Origin of the sequence: Pontibacillus yanchengensis Y32, from assembly GCF_000770635.1 — a bacterium.
GTDB classification, from domain to species: domain Bacteria; phylum Bacillota; class Bacilli; order Bacillales; family BH030062; genus Pontibacillus; species Pontibacillus yanchengensis.
This window is the reverse complement of the sequence record NZ_AVBF01000043.1, coordinates 1-13,508: the sequence shown is the minus strand read 5'-3', so window position 1 is coordinate 13,508 and position 13,508 is coordinate 1. Positions and strand designations below refer to the sequence as shown.

The window sequence follows — 13,508 nt, the reverse complement described above, 5'->3', positions numbered from 1 at the left end:
TGTTTAACCTTCCATTTGTTTAATAAAGCTGCCTTTGGATAACCTACAAAACAAGCCCTACTTCATATGAGTAGGGCTTTTCGAATGTTCTACTTTTTATTTTTATTTAAAAGTTGTTCCTCTCCCATTTTCACAAGCTCTTTCACCATGTTTCCGCCTAGGCTACCACCTATTTTGCCGGCGTTTTTTGAGGTTAGATTTCCATTATCCCCATTTTGTAATGGGATACCTTGTTCTTTGGCAACTTCGAACTTCACGTCATTTGCATTGCCTGCTCGAATCACTTTTGCTTTCAGTTGGTCTAATCCTTCTCTTGCTTCTGGAACTAGTATCTTATTACGATTTCGCCTTGCCATTACTTCCCCCTCCTTTCTTTTTTGGTATGCCACTATTGGAGGAGGATATTCTAGGTAGTTTTATACATAATTAGTTGAATAAACTTTTTCTACCGCTGATGGTTTCCTTATTTGTTTCCACTTTATATGTCCAACTAAAATCTTCCCCTGTACTAGGATAGGTTGTAAGTTGTACTACATTCTTGTCTTCGTATTTATTATAAAGTGTTTGTTCCAGAGACCACTTAGAATATGCTTTAACACCAAGGAATACAGCGATAAAGAGCGAGCCAATAATCAAAAGAGGTCTTCCCTTATGGTAAAGCAAACCTATGCTAAGAGATAAAAGCAACAATCCAACCATCCATATGTCTTCATCAATTATTTCAAAAGAAACACCTTTTTGAATAAATGGATAAAAGATATGAGCTCCATTTCCCATAAAATCAATAAGAATAGCTGCAAACAATATCGTAATAACCGTGGAAAGCCAGAGTTTAGAATAAGATATATTTAACATGAGCGCGCCAGGAAATGCTACTATTAATGCTAATACTGGAATCCCCCAAATAGAATGACCAAGTAACGTACCTAACAATTTAGGAATATCGGGACTGATGGCAACAAATGCACCATAACCCATAACTTTGACACGCTTTTTGAATACATCATCGTCTTGACCTATTAAAATATACATAACTAATGATCCTGTTAACAAGTGAAGCATCGTAGTAGTGGGATGCAGGATATGTTGGATGATACCTTCCATAACATCTACCTTTCCTTCAAATCTAACTAACACACACTGTACCCTTTACACAATATATTTTAACTGGACATTTAATTTGAACATGCTTTCCATCATTTTGTTTAGTATGTAGTCGAAAGGGAAATTCTATTGTAAAAGATGCACATATACATACATTACTTTATCAACCAATGAGGTGAAAAATTATGAAATTCGTCATTATTGGCGGTGATGCAGCAGGAATGAGCGCTGCTATGCAGATCGTTCGAAATAGTTCAGGACACGAGATTACAACTTTAGAAAAAGGAACTATATATTCATACGGGCAATGTGGACTTCCCTATACTTTTACGAACCAAGTCGAATCCACAGATGATTTAATTGCTCGTACTCCGGAAAGGTTTAAAAACAAATATGGAATCGATACAAGAATACTTCATGAGGTTACACGTGTCGATTGCGAAGAAAAAGTGGTTCATGGGCTAAACTTAACAACAAATGAACCCTTTCAGGAATCTTATGATCGTTTGCTTGTTGCAACAGGAGCAAGTCCGGTTCTACCCCCTTGGGATGGAAAAGACCTAGATGGTATTTTCACACTCAAAACAATCCCAGACGCTCAAGACATCCAATCATACTTGGGTAAAAATATTGAGAACATTACCATTATTGGCGGAGGATATATTGGATTAGAAATGGCCGAAAGCATGGCTGAAATTGGCAAGAATGTTCAGATTATTGAACGTGGTAGTCAATTAGCAAAGATTTTTGATGAAGAAATGGCAGAGTTAATTCATGACGAAGCCAATCATCAAAATTTGACCCTTACCTTCGGAGAGTCTGTTGAAGGTTTTGAAGGAACTACTCAAGTAGAGAAAGTTATTACAAATAAAGGGGAGTATCATACAGATCTTGTTCTAGTCGCTGTTGGCGTTGCACCAAACACAACCTTCATGAATGATACAGGAGCTTACAAAACATACAATGACGCACTAATTGTAAATCATTACATGGAAACGAATATTAAAGACATTTATGCTGCAGGAGACTGCGCAACACAATATCATCGGATCAAGGAAAAAGACGATTATATCCCACTAGGAACACATGCTAATAAACAGGGACAAATTGCAGGTGTTAATATGGTCGATCAACCTAGAACATTTAAAGGTGTCGTAGGGTCTTCAATAATAAAATTCTTCTCCCTGACACTTGGTCGTACTGGTCTATCTGAAAAAGAGGCTAAGTCCCTTCATTTCCCTTACGATACGATTACGATAAAATCCACACATGCTGCAGGCTATTACTCTAAAGATGATAAAATGACTCTCAAGCTTGTTTTCAACAAGGAGACAAGAGTTTTGTTAGGTGGACAAATTATTGGTGGAGCTGGTGTTGATAAGCGTATTGATGTGTTAGCCACTGCATTATACCATCAAATGAAAATCGATGACCTTCAGGATTTAGACCTATCTTACGCACCACCGTACAACAGTGTCTGGGATCCCATTCAACAAGCAGCTAGAAAAGCTTAGCAATATTATGTCATTTTAAGTTGAATTTAGATGAGTACAAACTTAACCCGTTTTTAGAACGATAAAAAAACTACCATCTTCATAAAGTGGAAATGGTAGTTCAAGGCACTGGAGGGGATTCCAGTGCCTGTTATTTATTTAGTTGATTCGACTGATAACATTTCTTGTAATGAAGTCGAAGAAATCCTAATTATATAGGTTTTAGGGTGATTTTTTTATTTTACAGCAGTTTTTATAATCGGGAGATCCAAGGTTACCTAAACTGGTTTACCATTACGAGATTTTTTCAATTTTCAATTCGTAATTCTCAGGTAAAGCTTCTTGTTTACGTAGCTCTTCTAAAAAATCCTGGGCATCCTTCAATTTAGAAAAAGTAAATTCTTGTTGTTTATCTGCGAAGGTTACCCTTATGTCGTCCAAGTACACTCCTACTACTCTAAATAGCATGGATTCCCTTCTTTCATCTTACTTATGATTTTTAAAAAGGCTACTCTATTCCGAAGTTACTTACAAAGCCTTTCAATTCAAAGTAAGACTGTATCTATATCATATCAACTATAAAATAGTTTGTACACCATATATAACCAATCTTTTATTTTACTAATATAACTTTTTTTCATAAATGCCATCTCACATAAACGATTAGAACTTTTTTATGCTATAATTTCATTCTTGAATTATTAGGAAACAATAAAATGTCATGTGCCATACCTACCATTTCAGGTATTTTTAGTTAAATCTTTCATCTCAAAGTCTTATTTTAATCTTCTCACAACTCCGATACAATAGAACCATATCGTCAAGGATGACGAGTAGAGATACTTTGCTTCAAGGATGAAGACGAAGTATCTACATAGAAGCTACCCTCATAGGGTGGCTTTTTTTATATGGCTTTGTTAAAGTTTGTTGTTGATATAATAATGAAATAGTTTTATGGTTATTTCATATAAGCACCATTATGTTGAAGACTTGGATTCGAGATATATTAAGGGTGAGGTCCGATACTTTATGAGGGTTAGGGTGTATGAAGCCCTTTGTGAGCGAGTTTTCGATATTAGGAGCAAGTTTCTGAAAATAGGATCGACTTTGAGAGCGACTCTCGCCACATTCAGATCAACTTTTCCAAAATAGGAGTGACAACCTAAAGCTCCCTTTTCTGGCCATGTTTCCGTCCCTCCCCAAAAAGCAAAGGTGGCCGTGGAACAAGGAGACTCCCGCCGGAGAAAGAGGTAGGCGAGACCCCGCAGAGCCCCGCTTTTGGGCTCGAGGAGGCTTGCCAGCTCGCCGGCAGGACGCGAGTTGTTCCACGGCCACCTTTATTCTCACAAAAGCAAAGGAAATATCCCTCTTTTTCGTCCAGCTAGTAACGTTGATTCTATATAGTATCTCGAATCCAAGTCTTCCAGATTATGCTTCTTATCTGGAATAAGCTATTTTTGATTAGTTGAATCCAAAATCAACACTAAACTTTAACAATGTCATTTATATTATAAAAATGTTAGCTTGTTCAAAACAAAATAGGGAATGAATGATATATTTAACTTTCCCAAATGGAATAAGTCAACAATGAACGCTTCTTACTTTTGAAATCTCTCTCAATGTGTAAAAGGTAAGACCCTATAAAAGACAGATACCTACAGAGAGTGATAAACTATGTCTGTTCTCCTTTACAAAGGAGACGGAATACAATCCATTTAGGAGGGACCACATTGAGTCAGCGTTCATTTATTTTTGATTCCTATACACTACCGTCTGGTGTTACGTTGAAAAACAGAGTTCTTATGGCACCTATGACAAACTTTTTATCAAATGATGATGGTTCTGTATCAGATAAGGAAATTGAATATTACCAACGCCGATCTGGAGGTGTTGGTGCTGTTATAACAGCTTGTGCGAACGTTAACGAAGCTGGAAAAGGGTTTGACGGCGAAATTGGAGCAGACCGCGATGAACTTATACCTGGACTTCGACGTCTTAGTGACGCTATACATGAAAAAGGTGCTAAAGCTATTTTACAAATCTTCCACGGTGGAAGAATGTGCCCCCCACATTTAATTCCTAATGAAGATGTAGTAAGTGCTAGTGCTGTAGCATCTTTGCGACCAAATGCAGTAACCCCGCGAGAGATGACAGAAGAAGAAATTCAACAAACGATAAAAGATTTCGGCGAAGCTACACGTCGTGCAATTGAAGCGGGCTTTGACGGTGTAGAAATACACGGGGCCAATACGTATTTAATTCAGCAATTTTTCTCCCCACACTCCAACCGTCGTGCGGATCAATGGGGTGGCAATGTGGAAGAACGTATGAATTTTCCCCTAGCAGTAGTGGAATCTGTTCAGCAAGCTGTGCGTAACCATGCGAGTACATCGTTTATTGTCGGTTATCGTCTATCACCAGAAGAAAAAGAGGAACCTGGCATTACGATAGACGACACACTTCAACTTGTGGATGTATTAGCTAAACAAAACCTAGATTATCTTCACATCTCATTATCTAAGTTCAAGCAAGGCTCTATTCGAGATGAACAAGATACGAAGCCTCGTCTTGAAATGATTCAAGAACGTGTTGGAAGCCTAGTACCTGTAATGGGAGTGGGAACGTTAATCACACCTGACGAGGTTGAGAAAGCTCTTGCAGAAGTACCACTTATCTCCATCGGTCGCGAACTATTGATGGAACCTGATTGGGTTGAAAAAGTACAATCAGAACATGAGGACGAGCTCCGACTAACTATGAAGAAAAAGCAAAAAGAGGATTTACTTATTCCAGAACCAATGTGGTCGAAAATACTAAGTGTTCCTAATTGGTTTCCACTGGATGAAGATGAACAATAACCACTCAAGTCCCTGTTGAACAGGGGCTTTTTTTATAAAACGTAATTAGGAAAGCTCTTCCTTCTTTTGAACTTTCACATGCGTCTTATAAAAGCTTTGCACCTCCTGAAATAATGCAGGCTTTTTATTTTGCAATTTATAGTAATCCTCAGATTCTTGGTCATTCAGAACTGTAATAATACAAAATCCATTTTTGGCGAGTTCTACTAGAATACCATTAAAATCCATAGTGCTGGCACCGTTCGATTCTTCCACAATAAAAGCAGAATAAGAATTCTTATCTTGTCTGTGAGGTTTAAGCTTTTCATCTAATAAACTACGATATGTATCATAATTTATTTTTTTAATTTCTTTCGAGTCAAAATAACCCACGAACTTACTTATTTCCTTTTCCTTTGTAATAGGCTTCTCATCTGCACCATACGTGTAGTCATGCACTTTTAAATCAATAGCCGATATGGAAGATTTTGAGTTAATGAGACTTTCAAATTTCTTTACCTGATCGGATTGCTGACAACTTGTAACAATAAGTAGCGCAAATAAAATCATAAGTTTCTTCATGAAATCTTCCTTTGTCTAAAAAATATCAATATAGTCTACATGGAAGAAAATAACATATTTTTTCGAATTTTCACACTCTATATCATAAAGTAATTTAAGGGTTTTACATATGTATAGTGTTCTATATAAATGAAAGATATGTTGGGGCCTTTAACAATTTTATTTATAAAACACTATTTTCAAGTATTTCAAAAATAAATCTAAACACCTATAAAATTACAAATAGATACCACAAATGGAAACTATAATATATTCTACGAATACATACGTACTTCGTTTCACTTACTTTTCTTTTTCTAAAATAAAGCTTCACTATTTGCCGGAGATTTCTTTTTATAATACAATAGTAAACATTAAGAAGGCGTTTCTTACATATAATCTTCTTTGGAAACGCATGTAAGAGAATGTGTATTGATGGAAGGTGATTTGTTGAAAAAAATAATGAGTAGCGTCCTGATCAGCGTCGTTCTTGTTGTAGCTCTGTATTTCTATTTTAATTCTAAACTGGTGCATCACGACCAATTACACCACGTTAAGGTTTCGAATAAACATCTTGTTGAAGAACGTGGACAGTCTCATTATAAAATCACGGCTGGGGATAAAGAATTAATTGTGGAACACAAATCAACTTATGACTTAATTCAGGTTGGACAGAAATATAATATTGAATACGAATATGCAAAAAGTATCCCCCCAACAATATTGTCGATTGTTGATGAATCTCAAGAATTAAAAGGCGCAGGCCATTAAAGTCTGAATAAAAGCCAAGCACACAAAATTTTGAGTGCTTGGCTTTCTTTTTTGACTTTTATAATTTGATGACATTCATTCATGATTCATAATTGTTGGGTGGCCTTTACAATAATCCCATAAAAATTTTGCCACACAACACTTATATGTCATTTACATTCAGCCAGAATATAAAGAATGTTACTCCAGAAAGTAAATTATCCCGTACATAACATAATAACGTTACCATCTGGGTCTTTTACTGTGAAAAACTCAATATCATTAAACCGTGTTATTTCCGAATCAATTTCAAATCCTTTTTCTGAAGCAAACTGAAAAGCTTCATCTATATCAGGGGCATGTAGATTACAAATTGGATGTGGAGAAAGACCAACATCCTCCTTCCCTCCATTAGGACCAGCATCCAAAACGAGACCAGTGTACGTATTAGTTGGCACATTATAGACTGGTGGATTAACTTCTTCTAAATCTACAGTTTGACCTAATAGGGTGCTATACCATTGAACAGATTTTTTTAAATCGGACACATGAACAAATACCGTGTGTAACTTGTTCTCAATAGGATTTTTCATATTAAATCTCCTTCCGTTTTTTCACTCTCCTTTCTTCATTCAAGAAAACTATTCATCCACCTTCCAAAAAACGGTATTTCATTACCTTTTATTTTCTGGCTGTTTCATCCAATACCGAATCCCCCTCCCTGCATAGGGCTCATCTTCATATCTAGGAATCACATGCAGGTGGGCATGGGGAATAGATTGTCCCCCCACTTGATTCACATTCCACCCTACACTATATCCATTAGGATGATATTTTTGGTCTAAGTAAGTTTTGGCACGTAATAGAAGCTCCCTTGTTTCTATCCATTCCTCTGCTGTTAAATCAAATACAGTCTCATGATGCCGCTTCGGTATAATAAGACCACTTCCTTCAAGTACCTCTTGTTCTGATGGTTTTTGAATGAAATAACATTTCTCTGTTTCCATTATAATTTGTTGATTGATATCCTTATGTAACATACAAAATACACAGTTATTCTCCATATTTATTCTTTCCCTTCTTTTACTCTGACCATCATACTACAATAAATATATAAAGAATTCCTGCCTAGAAAAGCACAATTTTATTTTTCCTGCATGTACTGATAACGAATTGGTACGTAAAGGGGAGATAAAAATGAAGCCATTTCAGTTAATACCGTTTCGAGTTAATGAAATCCATGAGCAGTCAAATGAAATTCCACAAGGTGTTGAAATGATTGAAGCCCCATCTATGTGGGAGCAAGATGTGTACGGAAATGGAATTGTTGTGGCGGTAATTGATTCTGGTTGTGACGTTAATCATCCAGACTTAAGGGAAGCAATTATCGGTGGACGAAATTTCACAGGTGGCAATCCACGAGATGTATCTGACAATAACGGCCATGGAACACATGTTGCTGGCACTATTGCAGCCTCGTTAAACAATCATGGTGTGGCAGGAGTAGCTCCATCAACCAAATTACTTATCCTCAAAACGTTTGATGAAAATGGGAATGCCTCTTATGAGAACATTGTCAAAGCGATGAAATACGCTAATAAATGGCGTGGACCTAGAGGTGAACGAGTACGTGTGATTTCCATGTCATTTGGAGGGAGTCAGAATTCTGCAATGCTCCATCGTACCATTAAAAACGCTGTAGAGAATGATATTCTTGTAGTATGTGCTGCAGGTAATGCCGGAGATGGTAACGAACGAACCACAGAAAAACTCTATCCAGGCTATTACAAGGAAGTTGTGCAAGTTGGTGCAGTTGACTTTAATGGAGACATGGCGGACTTTACAAATACGAACGATGAACTAGATATGGTTGCTCCTGGTGTCAATATTCGATCCACTTATAAAAACGGTCAATACGCAACCCTATCAGGAACCTCTATGGCTACACCTCACGTGGCTGGGGCTGCTGCTTTATTATTAGAACAAAATGAACACGAGTTTGGCCGCACCTTATCTGAACCTGAGCTATATGCACAGCTTATTAAACATACTTCACCATTAGGATACAGTAAACGTACAGAGGGAAATGGATTGATTACTTTAGGGGTTAGTGACATTCCTTATGATGAATTTGAAGCCTTTATGCTAGAAGAGAGTTCAGAAGAATAAGTTCTAATACTTGGCCTTTTAAATAATAATGAGGACGAAATCAACAGTGATTTCGTCCTCTTATTATTTTACTCTCTCTTCCCCAAATAGTTTAGTGATGGGGCTTTTATGATAGAGTTAATGCTTAACTATCATTATCAGGAATATTCTAATATTTATATTCGTCTATCAGTTTCACCTATTAATGGACCGCGCCATCCGCACATAAGTATGTCGCTTTCCCCTTATTGCAATGGAGTACTCCATAATATTTTCGGGTATTGCAACCCCATTATAACCAGCATCTCCAATATGATGGATGTCTGCTCCTGCCATCTTATTTTGAAGAGCAATCTGTCTAATTGTATCTTTGGATGCTCCCTCTTGGCTTGTGCCGATAGTCAGCATAGCTAACGCTCCTGCTTCATGTATGTAGCTCGTCCAATTCCTTACATCCTCAACACTAACTCCAGGGACGGTTCCAGGGGAAGGCATTAATATTACGTCCGCTCCTCCTTCTACTAAATCTTTAATGGTAGATTCACTTGTAATGTCACTACCACTTTCATTGGTAACTCCGGCTCCATGCATCTTTCCAGCAATAATAAAAAGCTCGTCCCCAACGATTCTTTTTGATTCACGAACCGCTGTCACGATTTCCCTAGATTCACTCCAACTGGACGACCGGTTAGTTTTTTTACTTGCTGCACGATAGAACCTTCATTTTCAATACCTTCCATAACAGGGTTAAATACGTCCACGAGATTTAGTAATATCAAATCAGCTCCAAATGATGCTACAAGCTCCATATTGGTTACCTCACGATATAATGGCTGAAAGGAAGGGATGACTTCTGATAAAACAATCCTCCCCTCTGAAGCTCGAACGCTTGCGACCAGCTCCTTCCCATTCATTTGTTGAAAATCTGATGCATTACAATTTAGAAAACGTTTCATAGTATATCCTCCTCGTTTAAGACTCCTTAAACTTATTAACGACTAAGCATTTTAAACAATATTTCTTTATTATAGCGAACTCTCTGAGACGGATAAAAAGAAAGGCTACCCCAAATTTACAAGGGATAGCCTTCTCCTCATTATTTCACTTCCAAAATACCTTCTGTTCCTTGATCATGTTTACCATACTTGTGAACTGTAAGAGATTCTTCATCACTTAAGTTTGTAAAGACAATAGGCGTTATGATGGAAGGTACTTTCGATTCAATAGCTTTGAAATCTACTTCTAACAAACGCTGACCTTTCGTTACTTTATCGCCAGCTTTCACGAAATCTTTGAAACCTTCTCCTTCTATTTTCACTGTATCCAGCCCAACATGAATCAAGATTTCATGACCACTAGTAGCTGTAATACCGACAGCATGCTTAGAAGGGAATACTTTTGTAACCTCCCCATCTACTGGAGAAACTACGGAATTTTCAGCTGGTTCAATGGCAAATCCATCACCCATCATTTTTTGAGAAAAGGCATCATCTGGTACTTCCGTGATAGGAACGACTTTACCAGATATAGGTAATACAAAATCGCTACCTGTAAGAGATGTTTTTGTTTCAGAAGTTGATTGTCCTTCTACTTCATCAGTTGGCGTAGGCTCTCCTTGTTGATTTAATTGCTTTTGCATAGCATTTGCAACAAATTCAACATTCGTACCTACTACCACTTGAATATTCGTGCGACTTACCTTCATCACACCATTTGCTCCGTGCTTTCTTAGTTTATTTTCGGCAACTTGGTCAATATCATGAATTGCCAAACGTAAACGTGTTGCACAATAATCAATGGATTTTATATTTGCTTTCCCACCTAGATCTTGCATGAAATGAGCAGCCATGTTTTCATATTTGTCTCCACCAGTAGGACCGCCAGCAACTGGCTCTTCTCCTTCTTCGGTGTCAAAATCTTCTTCTTCACGTCCTGGTGTTTGCAAATCTAGTTTAATAATCAAGAAATAGAAGATCACAAAATAAATGGCACCAAACACTAATCCTTGGAGTAGTAATAACAGAGGTTTCTGTGCTAAACCAAAGTTCAACACATAGTCAATCGCACCTGCTGAGAATGTAAAGCCATGCAGAATATCAAATACATATGCAATAACCATGGATAAACCTGTTAGAAGTGCGTGTACACCATAAAGCAATGGAGATAAGAACATGAAAGAGAACTCAATTGGTTCTGTAATCCCCGTAATAAATGACGTTAGTGCAATACCACCAAGCATACCCGCTGTAGCTTTTCGACGATTTTCTTTTGCAGTCACAATCATCGCTAACGCGGCAGCTGGAAGTCCAAACATCATAATCGGGAAGAAACCAGCCATAAAGATACCCGCTTCAGGATCACCTTCGAAGAAGCGGTTCAAGTCACCAGTTGCTCCTTGATAATCACCGAACACGAACCATACGAAGCTGTTCAATACGTGGTGAAGACCAATTGGAATTAGGAGACGATTTAAGAAACCATAAACCCCAACTCCTAGTGCACCTGCATCAATAATCCACTGACCTAGAGCATTAATTCCATCTTGAATCGTTGGCCATATGACACCAAATATACCTGCAAGCACAATCATCGTACCTGCTGTTACGATGGGAACAAACCGTTTACCTCCAAAAAATGCTAGCCAATCTGGAAGCTTTATTTCACCGTATTTGTTGTAGAGTAAACCAGCTATAACACCACTTAATATCCCCCCTAGGAAGGATATATTGATGTCTTCATTGATAGATTGTGCGCCATTTTGCAGTACAAAGTACCCTATAGCTCCGGCAAGTCCGGATGCACCGTGACCATCCTTCGACATCCCTATCGCTACACCAATTGCAAAAAGGAGTGGTAATTGATCAAAAATAGCTCCTCCTGCTGCAGCCATAAATGGAATACCAAAGAAGTCATCCTGCCCTAACCTAAGCAATAACCCTGCTGCTGGCAGCAAAGCAATAGGCAGCATTAAGGCTTTTCCGATACGCTGTAAAAAGTTTAACATACCTCTTTTTCCCCTCTCGTAAATGAAATGTGAATACAACAAGGAACAGAGGCTCTAAGATAGAAACATTAAAGCCCTTACAAAATATGCTCCATTCCTCATTCATTATGTAGCTTTACATCTACATACAATAAATCGTTTACAATTCGAGGATATCAGTACGACGATAAGTTGTCTATACATTTATACAAATGTGCATATAAATTCTACTATAATTCTTCCTTTTGACTATATTGAGCTTCACCCATTACATCTATTACTTGTCTAGACATCTTCTAAGTATTAAGATATGATGTGTACAGAAATGTGAATCGTTTTCACTATGTTAGTCGTATTCTATATTAGTGAATGATCATGGTCGCCAAAGTAACGTAAAAGGAGGAACACCTATGATTGATAAAAACTCCCCTGTCCCTATTTACTATCAAATAGAAGAAGCTATAAAATCACAAATCATTAACGGAGTACTACAACCAGGCGATGCATTGCCTTCTGAACGTGAATATACAGAGCAATATAACATTAGCCGTATGACTGTACGTCAAGCGATAAGCAACCTTGTTCATGCTGGGTATTTATATAGACAAAAAGGTCGTGGCACCTTCGTATCCAAGCAAAAGATTGAAAAAAACTTACAAGGTTTAACAAGCTTTTCGGAAGATATGCGTGCTCGTGGGATGAAACCAGGTAATCGATTGGTTGGCTTCGAAATAATCCCAGCACCTTCTTCAATCGCTGCAAAACTAAAAATTGAGGAACATACTCCCATCTATGAAATTAAAAGGATAAGACTTGCAGATGAAAAACCAATGGCATATGAACGCACCTATATACCAGCTAATCTTGTTAAAGGCCTTACAGAGGAACACATCAAAGGATCTCTATACGATTATTTAGAAGACACTCTCCACCTGGTCATTGAATCTGCTACACATGAAATTGAATCAGCCCTAGCAAATGAGTTTGAAATGAAGATGCTAGAAGTACCCGAAAACTCTTCCATTCTTCTCATTAAAAGACAAACTTTCTTGCAAGACGGTACACCTTTAGAAGTAGTTGAATCAAGTTACCGCTCCGATCGCTATAAATTTATGACCCATATGATACGAAACTAAGAAGCCCCCAAACCTATATTAGGTTTGGGGGCTTCTTATTACAGGAGAATAAATAAATAAACTATTCAACAAACGAGGCATAATCTTTAAGACTTGGATTCGAGATAATTTTTGAATATAGAGTGGGTCCGATGCTCAAAGAGGGTTAGGGATGGGTGGAAAACGGCTCGCGTCCTGCCGGCGAGCTGGCAAGCTACCTTCGGGGAAAACGCCCTCAGGGGATCTTGCCTACCTCTTTCTCCGGCGGGAGTCTCCCCGTTTCCCACCCATCCCTGCTGAATGTTACGATCGGACTCTCGAAAATACGTTGAACAACTTTTTTGACGGACATATAATCTCTTATTTACTGTAAAAACCCTCTTCTGGAGAGGCTAACGGACATATGGTATCTTATTTTTGAAAAAACACATTAATTTCAGGTGATTTTGGCTAAATAGCGTACTGTATGAAGCTGTCTATTAACTGTGGAAATCCCACCTATAAATGCGTCTTTATT

At 37.8% G+C, this 13,508-nt stretch carries 12 protein-coding genes and 1 pseudogene; 5 read left to right on the top strand and 8 right to left on the bottom strand.

Annotated features, from left to right (window positions below; all coding sequences use genetic code 11):
- Positions 1 to 89: 89 nt before the first annotated feature.
- Together N782_RS14330 and N782_RS14325 are read right to left on the bottom strand one after the other, a co-directional pair.
- Positions 90 to 356: an alpha/beta-type small acid-soluble spore protein gene (locus N782_RS14330; RefSeq protein ID WP_036821514.1), complete on the bottom strand. Its 267-nt coding sequence runs from the start codon at positions 354 to 356 to the stop codon at positions 90 to 92.
- Positions 357 to 426: 70 nt separating this feature from the next.
- Entirely contained in the window at positions 427 to 1,137 is a 711-nt protein-coding gene (locus tag N782_RS14325; RefSeq protein WP_036821512.1) for a hypothetical protein, read from the bottom strand.
- A 152-nt stretch (positions 1,138 to 1,289) separates the two neighbouring features.
- Between N782_RS14325 and N782_RS14320 the strand changes: the two genes are divergently transcribed.
- Positions 1,290 to 2,618 carry a CoA-disulfide reductase gene (locus N782_RS14320; RefSeq protein WP_036821511.1) on the top strand — a complete coding sequence of 443 codons (1,329 nt, stop codon included), beginning with the start codon at positions 1,290 to 1,292 and terminating at the stop codon, positions 2,616 to 2,618.
- 273 nt (positions 2,619 to 2,891) lie between these two features.
- Here N782_RS14320 and N782_RS21590 read toward each other — a convergent pair whose 3' ends face one another.
- Positions 2,892 to 3,065 carry a hypothetical protein gene (locus tag N782_RS21590; RefSeq protein ID WP_161783117.1) on the bottom strand — a complete coding sequence of 58 codons (174 nt, stop codon included), beginning with the start codon at positions 3,063 to 3,065 and terminating at the stop codon, positions 2,892 to 2,894.
- Positions 3,066 to 4,327: 1,262 nt separating this feature from the next.
- Here N782_RS21590 and N782_RS14310 point away from each other — a divergent pair.
- A complete protein-coding gene (locus N782_RS14310; protein WP_036821509.1) occupies positions 4,328 to 5,455 on the top strand; it encodes an NADH-dependent flavin oxidoreductase in 1,128 nt (375 codons plus the stop codon).
- 45 nt (positions 5,456 to 5,500) lie between these two features.
- Here N782_RS14310 and N782_RS14305 read toward each other — a convergent pair whose 3' ends face one another.
- Positions 5,501 to 6,016 carry a hypothetical protein gene (locus N782_RS14305; protein WP_036821508.1) on the bottom strand — a complete coding sequence of 172 codons (516 nt, stop codon included), beginning with the start codon at positions 6,014 to 6,016 and terminating at the stop codon, positions 5,501 to 5,503.
- A 441-nt stretch (positions 6,017 to 6,457) separates the two neighbouring features.
- Here N782_RS14305 and N782_RS14300 point away from each other — a divergent pair, with 441 nt between their 5' ends.
- On the top strand, positions 6,458 to 6,766 hold the full coding sequence (locus tag N782_RS14300) for a hypothetical protein (protein ID WP_237582667.1): 309 nt from the start codon (positions 6,458 to 6,460) through the stop codon (positions 6,764 to 6,766).
- A gap of 197 nt (positions 6,767 to 6,963) precedes the next feature.
- On the opposite strand, the gene N782_RS14295 is transcribed toward N782_RS14300, so the two are convergent.
- Together N782_RS14295 and N782_RS14290 are read right to left on the bottom strand one after the other, a co-directional pair.
- On the bottom strand, positions 6,964 to 7,338 hold the full coding sequence (locus N782_RS14295) for a VOC family protein (protein ID WP_036821506.1): 375 nt from the start codon (positions 7,336 to 7,338) through the stop codon (positions 6,964 to 6,966).
- 81 nt (positions 7,339 to 7,419) lie between these two features.
- The gene (locus N782_RS14290; protein WP_084103105.1) at positions 7,420 to 7,809 is read right to left on the bottom strand and encodes an HIT domain-containing protein; all 390 of its coding nucleotides are present in this window, start codon (positions 7,807 to 7,809) and stop codon (positions 7,420 to 7,422) included.
- Positions 7,810 to 7,942: 133 nt separating this feature from the next.
- On the opposite strand from N782_RS14290, the gene N782_RS14285 reads away from it, so the two are divergent.
- Entirely contained in the window at positions 7,943 to 8,914 is a 972-nt protein-coding gene (locus N782_RS14285; protein ID WP_036821501.1) for a S8 family peptidase, read from the top strand.
- A gap of 174 nt (positions 8,915 to 9,088) precedes the next feature.
- Here N782_RS14285 and N782_RS14280 read toward each other — a convergent pair.
- Together N782_RS14280 and nagE are read right to left on the bottom strand one after the other, a co-directional pair.
- Positions 9,089 to 9,849, bottom strand: a pseudogene (locus N782_RS14280) (DUF7916 family protein).
- A gap of 140 nt (positions 9,850 to 9,989) precedes the next feature.
- A complete protein-coding gene (gene nagE, locus N782_RS14275) occupies positions 9,990 to 11,897 on the bottom strand; it encodes an N-acetylglucosamine-specific PTS transporter subunit IIBC (RefSeq protein ID WP_036821498.1) in 1,908 nt (635 codons plus the stop codon).
- 389 nt (positions 11,898 to 12,286) lie between these two features.
- Between nagE and N782_RS14270 the strand changes: the two genes are divergently transcribed.
- Positions 12,287 to 13,012: a GntR family transcriptional regulator gene (locus N782_RS14270; RefSeq protein ID WP_036821496.1), complete on the top strand. Its 726-nt coding sequence runs from the start codon at positions 12,287 to 12,289 to the stop codon at positions 13,010 to 13,012.
- The last annotated feature ends 496 nt before the right edge of the window (positions 13,013 to 13,508 follow it).

Excerpts from the sequence above, each read along its gene's own strand:
- N782_RS14330 (WP_036821514.1), bottom strand. The coding sequence starts at position 356 with ATGGCAAGGCGAAATCGTAATAAGATACTAGTTCCAGAAGCAAGAGAA.
- N782_RS14320 (WP_036821511.1), top strand. The coding sequence starts at position 1,290 with ATGAAATTCGTCATTATTGGCGGTGATGCAGCAGGAATGAGCGCTGCT.
- N782_RS21590 (WP_161783117.1), bottom strand. The coding sequence starts at position 3,065 with ATGCTATTTAGAGTAGTAGGAGTGTACTTGGACGACATAAGGGTAACC.
- N782_RS14305 (WP_036821508.1), bottom strand. The coding sequence starts at position 6,016 with ATGAAGAAACTTATGATTTTATTTGCGCTACTTATTGTTACAAGTTGT.
- N782_RS14300 (WP_237582667.1), top strand. The coding sequence starts at position 6,458 with ATGAGTAGCGTCCTGATCAGCGTCGTTCTTGTTGTAGCTCTGTATTTC.
- N782_RS14295 (WP_036821506.1), bottom strand. The coding sequence starts at position 7,338 with ATGAAAAATCCTATTGAGAACAAGTTACACACGGTATTTGTTCATGTG.
- N782_RS14290 (WP_084103105.1), bottom strand. The coding sequence starts at position 7,809 with ATGGAGAATAACTGTGTATTTTGTATGTTACATAAGGATATCAATCAA.
- N782_RS14285 (WP_036821501.1), top strand. The coding sequence starts at position 7,943 with ATGAAGCCATTTCAGTTAATACCGTTTCGAGTTAATGAAATCCATGAG.
- nagE (WP_036821498.1), bottom strand. The coding sequence starts at position 11,897 with ATGTTAAACTTTTTACAGCGTATCGGAAAAGCCTTAATGCTGCCTATT.
- N782_RS14270 (WP_036821496.1), top strand. The coding sequence starts at position 12,287 with ATGATTGATAAAAACTCCCCTGTCCCTATTTACTATCAAATAGAAGAA.